This window comes from Salinicoccus carnicancri Crm, from assembly GCF_000330705.1.
Lineage (GTDB): Bacteria > Bacillota > Bacilli > Staphylococcales > Salinicoccaceae > Salinicoccus > Salinicoccus carnicancri.
Map to the genome: position 1 here is coordinate 47,865 of NZ_ANAM01000001.1, position 13,478 is coordinate 61,342.

Here is a 13,478-nt window from a genome sequence, read left to right on the forward strand (position 1 = left end):
AATTAATCAAAAAAATCCCCACACGTCTTGGTGGGAATTTTGGTGGGGAATCAAGTAGATATAAATAATTTCTATCCATTTTAAAAAGCTTAAAATGCTGTTAAATCAACGTTTTCACTTCAATTTGTATTATTACTTTATTCCCACTCGATTGTTGCCGGTGGCTTGCTTGTTACGTCGTAGACGACGCGGTTGATGTGCTTGCTTTCGTTCACTATCCGTTTGGAGATGCGCTCAAGGACGTCCCAGTCGATCTTGGCGAACTCGCTTGTCATGCCGTCGATGCTGGTTACAGCACGGATGCCTATTGTATGGTCGTATGTCCTGTAGTCGCCCATGACGCCGACGGAGCGGATGTCGGGGAGGACTGTGAAATACTGCCAAATTTCGCGATCGAGTCCTGCTTTTGCGATTTCATCACGCAGAATCCAGTCGCTTTCTCTGACGATTTCCAGTTTTTCCTCTGTAATTTCCCCGAGCACGCGGATGCCGAGCCCCGGTCCGGGGAATGGCTGTCTCCACACGAGGTGCTCCGGGATGCCGAGTTCGATGCCGAGCTGCCTGACTTCATCTTTGAATAGAGTGTTGAGCGGCTCGATGAGATCGAACTGCATTTCCTCCGGCAGTCCGCCGACATTATGGTGTGATTTGATGGTCGTTGCGGTTTCTGTACCGGATTCTATGATGTCTGTATAGAGTGTGCCCTGTGCCAGAAAATCCGCGTCTCTTAGTTTTGCGGCTTCGTCGTCGAATACATAGATGAATTCATTGCCGATGATCTTGCGTTTCTGCTCCGGATCGGAGACTCCTTTGAGCTTTCCGAGGAAGCGGTCTTTGGCATCGATCTTGATGATGTTCATGTTGAAGCCTTCTCCGAACTGTTCCATCACCATGTCGCCTTCACCTTTGCGGAGCAGGCCATGGTCGACAAAGATGCATGTCAGCTGGTCGCCGATGGCCTTATGCATCAGCACTGCTGTAACGGAGGAGTCTACACCGCCGCTCATGGCACAGATGACCTTGCTGTTGCCGACCTGTTCACGGATCTTCGCGACTTCGATGTCGATGAAGTTGTCCATGGACCATTCACCATGGCATCCTGCAATATCGCGGATGAAGTTTTTAAGGAATGTATCACCGTTTACAGAGTGCTTGGATTCCGGATGGAACTGGACACCGTAGATGTCTTTTTCCTTATGCCTGATTCCTGCATATTTGCAAAGCGGTGTCTGGGCAATCTGCTCGAATGCATCGGGGATGCGTGTCACTTTGTCGCTGTGACTCATGAGCACGGTCTCCATCTCAGAGAGGCCTTTGAACAACGTGGACTCTGTATTGATATTGATCTCCGTAGACCCGAATTCCTTTTCGTCTGAAGGTACAACTTCACCGCCGAGCATCTGGGTCAAAAGCTGCATGCCGTAGCATATGCCAAGCACTGGCACACCCAGCTCGAAAATCGCCGGGTCTGCGGTATATGCATCATCTGCATACACGGATTTCGGTCCGCCGGAGAGTATGATGCCTTTCGGGTTCAGTGCTTTTATCTCTTCGATTGTAATGCTTGGATTATGGAGTTCACTGTAGACCCCGAGATCCCTGATACGGCGGGTGATCAGCTGGTTGTACTGGCTGCCGTAATCGATGACTAGAATAAGTTCCTGCTCTTTCGCCATTTCCATCTTTCAACTGTTCCCTTCTTATCTAGTGTAGTTTGGAGATTCTTTAGTGATCTGTACATTATGCGGATGGCTTTCGATCATACCCGCACCTGTAATCTTGATGAACTGTGCCTCTTCCCTCAATGCTTCAAGATCTTTAGAACCCGTATAACCCATACCGGATTTCAAACCACCCATAAGCTGATAGATAGTATCGCTGAGCGGACCTTTGTATTCCGTGCGTCCTTCGATACCTTCCGGAACGAATTTCTTCGCTTCTGAATCCTCCTGGAAATAGCGGTCTTTGGAGCCCTGCTCCATGGCCCCCAGTGACCCCATTCCCCGGTATGTCTTATAGCGTCTTCCCTGGAAGATCTCCGTTTCTCCCGGTGATTCCGTCGTACCTGCGAGCAGGCTGCCGAGCATTACTGCATGTCCGCCGGCTGCCAGAGCTTTGACAATGTCCCCGGACAGTTTGATGCCGCCGTCGGCGATGATCGCCTTGCCGTGTCTGCGCGCTTCTGTGGCAGCATCATAGACGGCGGTAATCTGTGGCACACCGACGCCTGAAACGACGCGGGTGGTACAGATCGAACCTGGCCCGATTCCCACTTTGACAACGTCCACGCCGGCTTCTATCAATGCCCGTGTACCTTCAGCAGTGGCTACATTTCCTGCAATCAATGTGACTTCAGGAAATTTGTCACGGATGTCTCTGATGGCTGAAAGGACACCGGCGGAATGGCCGTGTGCAGTATCGATGACGAGTGCATCCGCACCCGCTTCAACGAGCTCTTTTGCACGTTTTTCGGTTTCTTTTGCGATGCCAATCGCCGCAGCGACAAGCAGACGCCCCTGGCTGTCTTTGGCTGCTTCGGGGAATTCAATGACTTTCTCTATATCTTTGATTGTGATGAGCCCTTTCAAAATGTTGCTTTCATCAACAAGCGGAAGTTTTTCGATTCTGTGATTCTGCAGTATTTCAGCAGCCTGCTCAAGTGTCGTGCCGACACCCGCAGTAACCAGGTTTTCCTTGGTCATGACATCGTCGATCGGTTTTGAGTAGTCTTCGATGAACCTGAGATCACGGTTGGTGATGATTCCGATCAGTTTCTTCTCTTCCGGGTTATTCACGATAGGCACACCGGAAATACGGTATTTGCCCATCAGATGCTCGGCTGCGAACACCTGCTCCTCCTTCGTCAGGAAGAACGGATCTTTTATGACACCGTTCTCCGAACGTTTGACCTTCTCGACTTCATCACGCTGGCGCTCTATGGACATATTTTTATGGATGACACCGAGCCCGCCCGCTCTCGCGATTGCAATCGCCATGGCAGATTCAGTGACTGTATCCATGCCTGCACTGAGTACCGGTATGTTCAGCTTGATGCTCTCTGACAGCTGTACAGACAGCGAAACCTCTTTGGGCAGTATTTCCGAATGTGCCGGTACCAACAGCACGTCATCAAATGTCAACCCTTCTTTTTCAAACTTCCTTTCCCACATTCTTATTGCCTCCTATTTTTTAATCCTGCACCCTTAAAGAGATATATGATAGGAACAATCAAAATACAGTCAGTGACCGCGTATCCAATTGTGATTTCATAGTAGCTTCATTTAGGGTAAAGCCTAGAAACTCATAATCCATATTATTATGATTATATGAAATGAAATGAAATAAAATAATTAATTATAAATGATAACAAAAAAGCGGCGCGGTTACAACAAAGTTTTCGGCTTTCTTTACACTTTGTACCATAGTCCCGGAGTGTTTGGAAGTAAAGGGCCGGGGGAATAGTCCACTATACTTAACAGAAGTCTCACAGGAGGGCGCATTTATGAATTATTTTGAGCTGTATGATGATCAGGAGGCTGTACTTGACCGGATTGAACAGCTGAAGTACGACGATTATTATGAAGAGGACATACACCTTCTCGGACGCGACGACATGGAGTTCAAGGCCCTGGATTACACAGAGGTCAACTTCCACTCCCACATCACCCATGAAAGGGGCCTGAGGGAGATTCTCTCCAATAATGAAACTGCCGAACGTTTCCTCAACAACTTCGACCTCGGTGAAGATGAGATTGAGAAATATCTGTTCAAGATCAGCGAAGGGAACTACCTGATCTATTATGACGATGATATCCTGCAGACACGCGCCGAGGAGGCTGAAGGCACCACCGCTTCCTCAGAGGCCGATCTGACAGACAACCACGACAGGTAATCCATAAAGAAAACAGGCCGTACGGATATTACTCCGTATCGGCCTGTTTTGGTTCCAGGTGATATGCTTTATCCTCTTTGACCAGCTGGAGGGGAACCGGGTACCCCGGATCCGTAAAATCCACGAGTATGGCTTCCGAAACTCCAGCCTCTTGCCCTTTTTGGATGCATATGCTCCTGATTTCAGCTTCGTCCAATGTTTCATCTGAGCCGTGTTTCATGTAACTGTTCATCATCTGATTGTAATGGTGGAGCGTCAGCCCGCCCTGTCCGTTCCCTTTCTGGGGCAGCTTCACTTCTTTGTATTTCTGTAAAAACTCATAATAGGTATAATATGGCTGTTCGATATCATTACAGGCATTAAATCCGTCAAAGTATACGTGATATTCCTTTTTGATTTCCCTTTGTATTCGAGCATCCAGTTTTCGCATCGAACCCTGGATTTTACAAAAAATCTCAAGAATCAGTTCCACATCCTCCGATACTTTGATCGGAACGCCATCCCCGCCGAAACTTATAGACTCCAGAAGAACCGGGTATTTCTTTTCAATGCCATTCACAATGATGTCCTGGTAGTAATCATAAGAATCCTCTTCATCGTTACTGCTTAGTAGACTCATGATTTTGTACTGATTGAACATTAATAGACGTATTGCTGAATTTTCAAGACTTTGCACTTTCCCTCTCCGCCTTCACAATTTAAATTGTTAAAACCTGAAACCAGCATTCAAATATCTCCTTTTTTGATGAGTGAACAGTAATTACATTTTAATAGTATATCAACTGAATTATTAATACCAGTATTCATATCCTTTTTTACATAATAAGATCAATTTTGGCAAAATATTCTTTTTGATATCAAGCTTCTGCTATATTCCGGCAGCAGGGTTGCAATACTGCATGATAGTTTATATTGAGCGGTTCAGGGTAGATATTTAATATATGAATTGAAATCCGAAGATGAACATTATGATGAAAATTGGAGGAATCTATCATGCATAATATTGAAACATACCAAAGTGAAGATGAGCTGCTCGGCAGGATAGAACAACTGAAAACCGATGGTATACAGGAAGAAACCATCACCGTCGTTTCCAAAAATCCTCTTGAAAAATCTTCTTTCGAATACACGAACATCAATATCAAATCAGCAGAAGGCACGGCATGGGACAAGATTGTATCGTTCTTTTCATCAGATGATGCAAAAGAACGGGTCATGGCAGATTTAGACCTCGACCATCAGAGTGAACAGAAATTCAGAGGTGAACTCGACCGCGGCAACATCCTCCTCTATGTGGACAGGCAGGGTTCGGGGGCAATTGCCAAAGAACCTGTGGTGGATGATACTCCTGATGCGATGGAGCCTGACGAACAGGACAGGGAGGATGCTGCGAATATGACGGCGGGCGGCACAGCCGGTGCTGCCGGTGTTGCAGGGGTTACAGCACACGATGACATTGCAGACAGGACAGAAAATGGCGGATCATCCGGACAGGATATTTCCCGGGAAAATGAGGATAATGACAGTAAAGATTCTTCCGGACAGTTTCACAATCCGGGAAACGAGGAGGGGGTCACATTGGACAAATCGCGTGAAACTCATGACCACAGCAGAAAACTGATTGAGGACGATGAACAGATGGCATACGGCGAAGGCACCGATGAACACATCACAGTGGATCCGTCTGTCGAAACCGACAGGGAGGAAACCGATGCAGAAAAAATCGAACACCGTATGGAACCGGATTATCTCAAAAACAGCCGGGATGACTTCAACTTCGGCAACAAGGATACGGTCATCAATGAGTACAAGATGGACGACCGGAGAAACCAGCATCTGGTCGACACCCATAACCATCCCGAGCTGGCTGAAGAGGTTTCACCTGAAGAAGAGCAAAGGCCCGGAGAGGACAGCCGTGAACTGATCGATAAAAGCCCTGATGAGAAAGACAGGGACTACAGTTTCAAAAGAGATATTGATGGTGAACAGGTCATCAGACTCAATGATGAGGAACGATGATATGAAAGAGGCCGATCAGTTTTGACCGGCCTCTTTCATATTCTAGTCAGATTCCGATACTGCGAAATAGTTGTCTTCCCCATCTTTGAAGTTGAATACTTTGCTGCCGGCCATCTCCGTCATCTCACCTACTGTAATCCCCTTGCTTTTCATATCTTCATACAGTGCCCCGGCGTCCTCCGTCTCAAACATCAAAGAAGGTGTGCCCATCCCCAGTTCCGGGCTGTACTTTCTGATGAATGCTTTCTCGAAAATCGTGATGGATGTTTCAGATTTTCCATCCGGTGCGACTTCAACCGCTTTGTACCCTTCCGGCAGCTCCTCTTCCGACACGACCGTAAACCCGAGTCCGTCTCTCCAAAACTTTACAGCCTCTTCCTGATTGTCCACGTAAAGCATCACCCCGGCCAATTTTTTGATCACGTTTCCATACCTCCAGACATAATTTTTATAAAGCGTTTTCAACTTCATTATAAAGAAAATATAAATATATACAAAAGATAACAAATTACAATTATTTTACGTTAGATTTTGAGTTGATCTGTTATTTGATAAATAAATTTCCTGAAATCGGGTATATGAATAGTGTTTTGGGATAAAAATACTTCCAAATAGCCAATTCAGTACTTTGCTGAAAAGTATATGCAAAATAATGAGGAGGATTCATAGATGGTACTACCTTACAGTGCAGAACCAGCTACAGATTTTACACAGGAGGAAAACAAAAAAGCATTCAAAGCTGCTTTGGAAAACGCTAAAAATGACTTCGGCGTCAAACGTCCGCTGATCATCGGCGGCGAGCATATAGAAACGGACGACCAGATCACTTCCTATAATCCATCAGATAAGGAACAGGCTGTCGGACACGTCTCAAAGGCGACACAGGGCCACATCGATGCAGCATTCCAGGCTGCGGGAGAGGCATTTGAAACATGGAGCGAGTGGGATCCTAAAGATCGCGCTGAACTTCTCATCAGGGTTGCAGCAATCATCCGGCGGCGCAAACATGAATTTTCAGCATTGATGGTTCATGAAGCAGGTAAGCCATGGAACGAGGCTGACGGTGATACGAACGAGGGCATTGACTTCATAGAATACTATGCCAGATCGATGATGGAACTGGCTGACGGCAAGCCGGTACTCGACCGCGAAGGGGAACACAACAAATATTTCTATCAGCCGATGGGCACGGGCGTTACTATCTCTCCGTGGAACTTCCCATTCGCAATCATGACAGGAACGACTGTGGCACCAATCATCGCCGGGAATACCGTCCTGCTGAAGCCGGCGGAAGATACACCCCTCATTTCCTATAAGCTGATGGAAGTGTTTGAGGAGGCAGGTCTGCCAAAAGGTGTCGTAAACTTTGTTACAGGGGATCCCGGAGTGATCGGCGACTATATGGTCGACCACCATAAGACCCACTTCATCACTTTCACCGGTTCCAAGTCTACCGGTCTAAGGATCAGCGAGCGCGCATCAGTCGTTCAGGAAGGACAGCATTTCCTGAAAAGAGTCATTACAGAGATGGGCGGTAAAGACACGATCATCGTGGACAAAACAGCCGACCTCGACCTTGCGGCAGATTCCATCGTAAGTTCCGCTTTCGGTTTTGCGGGACAGAAATGTTCAGCCGGCTCCCGTGCAGTCATCCATGAAGATGTGTATGACGAAGTGTTGAAAAAGGCCGTTGAACTGACAGAAGAACTGACCGTAGGCAACCCGGTGGATGAAACGTATATGGGACCGGTCATCAGCAGGAAACAGTTCGACATGATCAAAGGCTATATCGATATCGGCAAAGGGGAAGGTACGCTTAAAATCGGCGGAGAGACGGATGATTCAAAAGGCTACTTCATCCAGCCGACGATATTCGCAGACCTTGATCCGAAGGCACGCATCATGCAGGAAGAGATATTCGGTCCGGTCGTTGCGTTCGCAAAAGCGAAAGACTTTGACGAACTGCTTGAAATTGCCAATAATACTGTATACGGCCTGACAGGATCAGTCATCACGAATACACGTGAAAACTGGATTAAGGCACAGAAGAAATTCCATGTCGGCAACCTGTATCTGAACCGTGGATGTACTGCAGCTGTAATGGGGTATCATCCATTCGGCGGCTTCAAACTCTCCGGAACAGACCAGAAGACAGGAAGCCCTGACTATATGCTCAACTTCCTTGAACAGAAAGTCGTCTCAGAGATGTTCTAGAAAAATATATTTGGACATTAAAAAAACTCCAGGTCAGTGACCTGGAGTTTTTTTGTAGTATTACTGTTCTTCTTTTACGTATGGGAGTAGTGCCATATGACGTGCACGCTTGATTGCTCCTGTGAGCTGGCGCTGATACTTCGCGGAAGTACCTGTCACACGTCTTGGAAGAATTTTACCACGTTCTGAAATGAACTTTTTAAGAAGGTCTACTTCTTTGTAGTCAATGTGCGTGATGCCATTGGCTGTGAAGTAACAAACCTTTTTACGGCGGCGACCGCCTCTTCTTGGACCTGCCATGATTTTTCCTCCTCTGTGATTATTTTATCGCTGACCCGTCTCCTTGGATCATTTCCGGACACTATACTATCAGAATGGTAGATCGTCGTCGCTGATGTCAACCGGTCCGTCTGCATTTGCAAACGGGTTTTCCTCAGCCCTGTCCTGTCGGGACTGCTGTGGTGCGGGTCTTGATCCCGTCGACTGGTTGCCATATGCATTCGTATAGCTGTCTGCAGAATTATTATTGTACTGCTGTTGTTGATTACCGCCTTGCCCTTTCGGTTCGAGGAATTGTACACTGTCACACACTACTTCAGTTACAAAAACTCTCTGACCGTCCTTATTGTCATAAGTACGGCTCTGCAGTCTTCCGTCAACACCCGCAAGACTTCCTTTTTTCAAATACTGGCTGACGTTTTCCGCCTGCTTGCGGAATACAACACAGTTTATGAAGTCGGCACCGCGTTCGCCGTTCGAACTCGTGAACGGGCGGTTAACCGCCAAAGTAAAAGTTGCTACGGAAATGTTGTTTTGACTGACTTTAAGATCGGGGTCTTTTGTGAGACGACCAACCAATACAACACGGTTCAGCATGTAATCAACTCCATTGTGTTTTTAATTACTTGTTTTCTGCTTGTTCATCGCGGACAACGATGTGACGAATGATATCGTTGCTGATCTTGGCCAAACGGTCGAATTCGTTCGTTGCTTCAACTTCAGAATTCAATTTGATGATCTGGTAGAAACCTTCTTTGTAATCTTCGATTTCATACGCAAGACGACGTTTGCCCCACTCTTTTGATTCGACGATCTCCGCGCCATTTGAAGCCAATAGATTATCAAAACGCTCAACGAGTGCTTTTTTAGCATCTTCCTCAATATCTGGACGGATTACATATAGAATTTCATATGCTCTCATCTTCTACACCTCCTTATGGTCTTTAACGGCCTGTTTCAATGGAAACAGGCAAGGAATAATTTTCATTACTCACAATCCGATATTATACCAGTGTTTTAGTCATTTTACAATATATATTACACATTAAATCTGAAATGGACGACGTCGCCATCTTTCATGATGTACTCTTTTCCTTCGAGGCGGACTTTGCCCGCTTCTTTCGCTTTGACTTCGCTTCCTGCTGCCACAAGGTCATCATAGCTCACCGTTTCTGCACGGATGAAGCCTTTCTTGAAATCGGTGTGGATGATTCCGGCGCATTCGGGAGCCGTCATACCCTTTTTGAATGTCCATGCACGCACTTCCTGCACGCCTGCAGTGAAGTATGTTGCAAGGCCGAGCAGATCATAGGAGGCCTTGATCAGTTTATCCAGGCCGGATTCACTGATGCCGAGCTCTTCAAGGAACATTTCTTTTTCATCTTCATCAAGAACGGCAATCTCCTCTTCGACCTTTGCCGAGATGACGATGACTTCGGACCCTTCCTGATCGGCATACTCCCGGATGTTCTCAAGGTGTACGTTGTCCTCCGTACCTCCGATATCCTCTTCCGCCACGTTTGCAACATAGAGCATCGGCTTCTGTGTGAGCATATGGAAGTTCTTTACATATTTCGCTTCCTCTTCGGAAAACTCCATCGAACGTACCGGCCGGTCGTTCTCGAGCCCTTCCTTGATCTTCTGGAGTATGGCCGATTCCGCCATCGCATCCTTGTCTTTCTGCTTCGCCATCTTCTCCAGGCGCGGCAGTCTTTTCTCGACACTTTCAAGGTCGGCAAGGATGAGTTCCATATTGATGATTTCAATATCATCAACAGGGCTCACTTTGCCTGATACATGCGTGACATTCTCATCGTTGAATGCACGGACGACCTGACATATTGCATCCACTTCACGGATGTGGGCCAGGAATTTATTGCCGAGCCCCTCACCTTTGGATGCACCTTTGACGATGCCGGCGATGTCCGTAAATTCAAATGCTGTTGGGACGGTCTTTTTCGGTTCGACCATTTCGGTAAGCTTGTTGAGCCTCTCATCCGGCACCTCGACGATACCGACGTTCGGGTCGATCGTTGCGAACGGGTAATTTGCGGCAAGCGCGCCTGCCTTTGTTATTGCATTAAATAATGTGGATTTCCCAACGTTTGGCAATCCTACGATTCCTGCTGTCAGAGCCATTTATAATCACCTTTACACTTCATTTTTTCGCTTCACTGATTTCATCCGCTTTTCAAAATCACGCCGCGGCATCATGACGACGCGGCCGCACTGTTCACATCTGATCTTGATATCGGCGCCGAGACGTGTGATACGGAACAGTCTGCTGCCGCATGGATGCTGCTTTTTCATCTCTACTATGTCATTCATCCCGTACTCTTTTTCCATATCAATCACCCACTGCTTTGTCATTCACCTCGAAATCCTGAATGTCCATTTTAGGAACGGAAATATATATGCCTTTGGTTGCGAGATGATTTTTAATCCTTTTTCTCATGCGCCTTGTTGCCCCGAAGTGCTCCATCGGTTCTGTTTCGAGCATTACCCTCATGATGGATTCACCATTTTCGATGCCCTGCAGGCCAAGGACTTCCGGCATGGAGACGAGGGTCTCCTCATCCCTCCAGCTTTCCTCGAAATAGCTTCTGAGAATACTTTCCACTTCATCAATGTTCTCATCAAGCGACAGATTGATATCCAGCATGGATATCGCATTATAGCGTGAGAAGTTGACCACTTCACTGATTGAACCATTCGGCACGACTATCAGCTCGCCTTCCCAGCCCTGTATTTTCGTGGATCTGAGGCTGAAGGCGATGACCTCGCCTTCCCCGATTGGTGTACCTGTTGAGTTTATCCTGACAAAATCTCCCTTGTCGAACTGGTTTTCCAAAATGATGAAGAACCCTGTAATCATGTCCTTCACCAGGCTTTGTGCACCGAAACCTACAGCCAGACCGACGACACCGGCACCGGCGAGCAGTGTGCGCACCGGCAGGTTGAACGTTTCAAGCACCATCATGACAATGACGAACCATATGATCACCGTGGCAGCGTTCTGCAGCACATTGATCAGTGTCTTGTTGCGTTTCTCGCTGCCCTTGATCTTGGTCTTCGACTTCGATTTATAACTGAAGAAGTTTGTTATGACCCGGTTGGCAATTTTGACCAGAATCAGTGCAACGATGACCAGAACAACCGCAGTAAGTACTTTCCCCCCCAGCCCAAGCCAGAGTTCCGGATCTGTCAAGTCCGTCATCAGCTGCTGAACCACTGTAAGCGGCTCCTCTGTTGTGTTACCCAGTAAAGAAAACAAATTTACACATCCATTCTATGAATTTTCAAGTATTGCAATGATCCTTTTGAATTCCTCTTCGTTCCTGAATTCAAGGGAGATCGTCCCCTTTTTCCGCTGTCTGCTGATCTCTACATTTGTTCCGAAGCGCTCTTTGAGCCTCGTTTCGTACCTGTTGACGAAAGCCGGCTTATCCGGGGCCTTCTTACTTTTCTTTACAGAAGGTCCGGACAGCGATTTCACATAGGATTCGAGCGCCCTGACGCTCATTTTCTCATCCACTGCCCTTTTTGCTGCCGTTTCCAGCTGCAGCGGATCTTTGAGCGGCAATAGAGTCCTGCCATGTGCCCCCGAAAGTTCCCCGGCGCTGATCATCTGCCTGACACGGTGCGGCAGGTTGAGCAATCTGAGCATATTGGCGATATACGGCCTCGATTTGCCCAGCCGTTCTGCGACGGCACTCTGTGTAAGCCCGAGTTCATCCATCAGTTCACGGTAGCTCCCTGCCTCTTCCAGAGGATTCAGGTTCTCACGCTGCAGGTTTTCGATGATTGCAAATTCCATCATCTGCCTGTCCGACAGCTCTTTGATGATGGCCGGGATGGTTTCCTTCTCTGCAAGACTGCTTGCCCTGAACCGGCGTTCGCCGGCCACTATGTCGTATCCTTTGACTGATTTCCTCACAATGATCGGCTGGATTATACCATGTTCAGATATGGAGTCGGCAAGTTCCCTGAGTCTTTCGGGATCGAATTCCGTCCTCGGCTGATATGGATTACGGCGGATTTCCGTCATGTCCAGCATGAAGACTGTTTCATCGTCCCCCGGGGTTCCATGTCTTCCATCAAGTTCTCCGGCCAATGCCTTCACCTCCATAATCTGAAACGGCAGTACTGCCGTCATTTCTGTTTGGAATCACACATAATATTATATCAGCCTGACGGCATTTGTGACACCAAAACAAAACACCCACCGGGGTCAGTGCCTGTGAGTGTCTTATTTGAATATCTTTATATTCACTTCATGGAATTCCTTCTGCTCTGAAGTATCATAGGATACATCCATGCCCCTGTTTCTGAGTTTTTCAATTTCACGGTTCAGGTCATTCAGCATGAATGACACATCATCCTTGAAATCAATTTCCCCATTCGCATGTTTCAGCCGGTTTTTGACGGCTGTTTCTGTATCCTTCACCGTCAGGTTCCCGCCTTTGATATCTGCGAGCACTTCTGTCTGCGATTCTTCATCCAGACTGAGCAGGCTTCTCGCGTGACGTTCTGAAATATCCTGACGCTGCAGCGCTCCAATCACGTCATCGGACAGTTTGAGCAGGCGCAGCTTATTGGCGATGAACGACTGGCTCTTGCCAAGGTTCTGAGCAAGGTTCTTCTGTGTGATGCCGTCCATTTTGAGCAGCTTCTGGTATGCCCTCGCCTCTTCGATGGCCGAGAGGTTCTCACGCTGTATATTCTCGATGAGGGCGATTGCAGCTGATTCGGTATCCGTCAGATACTTCACGATGACTTCCGCTTCCTCGCGGTTCATCATCTTCAACGCACGGAAACGCCGCTCCCCCGCGATAATTTCATACATGCCCTCTTCGATCGGTCTGACAGTGATCGGCTGCAGAAGACCATGCTCCCCTATGGAGTCCGCAAGCTCTTTTATGCGGTCGCGGTCAAAATCTGTACGGGGCTGATAACGGTTCGGGACGATATTCTCCAGCGGAAGAAGCTGCAGTGACACATCTTCTTTTTTCTCGTCACTTTTGTCAATGAGTCCAAAAAGTCTTGAAAAAGGCTTTTTCATCTGCCTCACCTG

General features: G+C 47.4%; 15 protein-coding genes and 1 riboswitch. Of the genes, 3 read left to right on the top strand and 12 right to left on the bottom strand.

The window, feature by feature from the left end; all coding sequences use genetic code 11:
- Positions 1-137: 137 nt before the first annotated feature.
- Both guaA and guaB read right to left on the bottom strand, forming a co-directional pair.
- A complete protein-coding gene (gene guaA / locus C792_RS0100230) occupies positions 138-1,682 on the bottom strand; it encodes a glutamine-hydrolyzing GMP synthase (protein WP_017547426.1) in 1,545 nt (514 codons plus the stop codon).
- 18 nt (positions 1,683-1,700) lie between these two features.
- On the bottom strand, positions 1,701-3,170 hold the full coding sequence (gene guaB, locus C792_RS0100235; RefSeq protein ID WP_017547427.1) for an IMP dehydrogenase: 1,470 nt from the start codon (positions 3,168-3,170) through the stop codon (positions 1,701-1,703).
- Positions 3,171-3,249: 79 nt separating this feature from the next.
- Positions 3,250-3,350: riboswitch (purine riboswitch) on the bottom strand.
- Between the two features lie 152 nt (positions 3,351-3,502).
- Here guaB and C792_RS0100240 point away from each other — a divergent pair.
- The gene (locus tag C792_RS0100240) at positions 3,503-3,892 is read left to right on the top strand and encodes a general stress protein (protein WP_017547428.1); all 390 of its coding nucleotides are present in this window, start codon (positions 3,503-3,505) and stop codon (positions 3,890-3,892) included.
- 28 nt (positions 3,893-3,920) lie between these two features.
- Here C792_RS0100240 and C792_RS0100245 read toward each other — a convergent pair whose 3' ends face one another.
- Positions 3,921-4,532 carry a YfbU family protein gene (locus C792_RS0100245; RefSeq protein WP_017547429.1) on the bottom strand — a complete coding sequence of 204 codons (612 nt, stop codon included), beginning with the start codon at positions 4,530-4,532 and terminating at the stop codon, positions 3,921-3,923.
- Between the two features lie 353 nt (positions 4,533-4,885).
- On the opposite strand from C792_RS0100245, the gene C792_RS0100255 reads away from it, so the two are divergent.
- A complete protein-coding gene (locus tag C792_RS0100255) occupies positions 4,886-5,911 on the top strand; it encodes a general stress protein (protein ID WP_017547430.1) in 1,026 nt (341 codons plus the stop codon).
- Positions 5,912-5,953: 42 nt separating this feature from the next.
- Here C792_RS0100255 and C792_RS0100260 read toward each other — a convergent pair whose 3' ends face one another.
- Positions 5,954-6,334, bottom strand: a complete 381-nt coding sequence (locus C792_RS0100260; RefSeq protein ID WP_017547431.1) for a VOC family protein — start codon at positions 6,332-6,334, stop codon at positions 5,954-5,956.
- A 246-nt stretch (positions 6,335-6,580) separates the two neighbouring features.
- On the opposite strand from C792_RS0100260, the gene pruA reads away from it, so the two are divergent.
- Positions 6,581-8,125 carry an L-glutamate gamma-semialdehyde dehydrogenase gene (pruA, locus tag C792_RS0100265; protein WP_017547432.1) on the top strand — a complete coding sequence of 515 codons (1,545 nt, stop codon included), beginning with the start codon at positions 6,581-6,583 and terminating at the stop codon, positions 8,123-8,125.
- 60 nt (positions 8,126-8,185) lie between these two features.
- Here the strand turns inward: pruA and rpsR are convergent, their stop codons facing one another.
- From rpsR to C792_RS0100305, 8 genes are all read right to left on the bottom strand, one after another.
- Positions 8,186-8,428 (bottom strand): 30S ribosomal protein S18, encoded by a 243-nt coding sequence (rpsR, locus tag C792_RS0100270; RefSeq protein ID WP_156172405.1) that lies wholly within the window; start codon positions 8,426-8,428, stop codon positions 8,186-8,188.
- Positions 8,429-8,494: 66 nt separating this feature from the next.
- Positions 8,495-9,001 carry a single-stranded DNA-binding protein gene (gene ssb / locus C792_RS0100275; RefSeq protein ID WP_017547434.1) on the bottom strand — a complete coding sequence of 169 codons (507 nt, stop codon included), beginning with the start codon at positions 8,999-9,001 and terminating at the stop codon, positions 8,495-8,497.
- Between the two features lie 25 nt (positions 9,002-9,026).
- Positions 9,027-9,326: a 30S ribosomal protein S6 gene (gene rpsF, locus C792_RS0100280; RefSeq protein WP_017547435.1), complete on the bottom strand. Its 300-nt coding sequence runs from the start codon at positions 9,324-9,326 to the stop codon at positions 9,027-9,029.
- A 116-nt stretch (positions 9,327-9,442) separates the two neighbouring features.
- On the bottom strand, positions 9,443-10,543 hold the full coding sequence (gene ychF / locus C792_RS0100285; RefSeq protein ID WP_017547436.1) for a redox-regulated ATPase YchF: 1,101 nt from the start codon (positions 10,541-10,543) through the stop codon (positions 9,443-9,445).
- A 12-nt stretch (positions 10,544-10,555) separates the two neighbouring features.
- A complete protein-coding gene (locus C792_RS0100290; protein ID WP_026090152.1) occupies positions 10,556-10,750 on the bottom strand; it encodes a DUF951 domain-containing protein in 195 nt (64 codons plus the stop codon).
- A gap of 1 nt (position 10,751) precedes the next feature.
- Positions 10,752-11,678: a mechanosensitive ion channel family protein gene (locus C792_RS0100295; RefSeq protein WP_040608631.1), complete on the bottom strand. Its 927-nt coding sequence runs from the start codon at positions 11,676-11,678 to the stop codon at positions 10,752-10,754.
- A 15-nt stretch (positions 11,679-11,693) separates the two neighbouring features.
- A complete protein-coding gene (locus tag C792_RS0100300) occupies positions 11,694-12,518 on the bottom strand; it encodes a ParB/RepB/Spo0J family partition protein (protein WP_017547439.1) in 825 nt (274 codons plus the stop codon).
- Between the two features lie 135 nt (positions 12,519-12,653).
- Positions 12,654-13,466, bottom strand: coding sequence for a ParB/RepB/Spo0J family partition protein (locus C792_RS0100305; protein WP_017547440.1), 813 nt, complete (start codon positions 13,464-13,466; stop codon positions 12,654-12,656).
- Positions 13,467-13,478: the final 12 nt, after the last annotated feature.

Excerpts from the sequence above, each read along its gene's own strand:
- pruA (WP_017547432.1), top strand. The coding sequence starts at position 6,581 with ATGGTACTACCTTACAGTGCAGAACCAGCTACAGATTTTACACAGGAG.
- C792_RS0100305 (WP_017547440.1), bottom strand. The coding sequence starts at position 13,466 with ATGAAAAAGCCTTTTTCAAGACTTTTTGGACTCATTGACAAAAGTGAC.
- ychF (WP_017547436.1), bottom strand. The coding sequence starts at position 10,543 with ATGGCTCTGACAGCAGGAATCGTAGGATTGCCAAACGTTGGGAAATCC.
- C792_RS0100245 (WP_017547429.1), bottom strand. The coding sequence starts at position 4,532 with ATGTTCAATCAGTACAAAATCATGAGTCTACTAAGCAGTAACGATGAA.
- guaB (WP_017547427.1), bottom strand. The coding sequence starts at position 3,170 with ATGTGGGAAAGGAAGTTTGAAAAAGAAGGGTTGACATTTGATGACGTG.
- C792_RS0100290 (WP_026090152.1), bottom strand. The coding sequence starts at position 10,750 with ATGGAAAAAGAGTACGGGATGAATGACATAGTAGAGATGAAAAAGCAG.
- C792_RS0100240 (WP_017547428.1), top strand. The coding sequence starts at position 3,503 with ATGAATTATTTTGAGCTGTATGATGATCAGGAGGCTGTACTTGACCGG.
- guaA (WP_017547426.1), bottom strand. The coding sequence starts at position 1,682 with ATGGAAATGGCGAAAGAGCAGGAACTTATTCTAGTCATCGATTACGGC.
- C792_RS0100255 (WP_017547430.1), top strand. The coding sequence starts at position 4,886 with ATGCATAATATTGAAACATACCAAAGTGAAGATGAGCTGCTCGGCAGG.
- ssb (WP_017547434.1), bottom strand. The coding sequence starts at position 9,001 with ATGCTGAACCGTGTTGTATTGGTTGGTCGTCTCACAAAAGACCCCGAT.
- rpsF (WP_017547435.1), bottom strand. The coding sequence starts at position 9,326 with ATGAGAGCATATGAAATTCTATATGTAATCCGTCCAGATATTGAGGAA.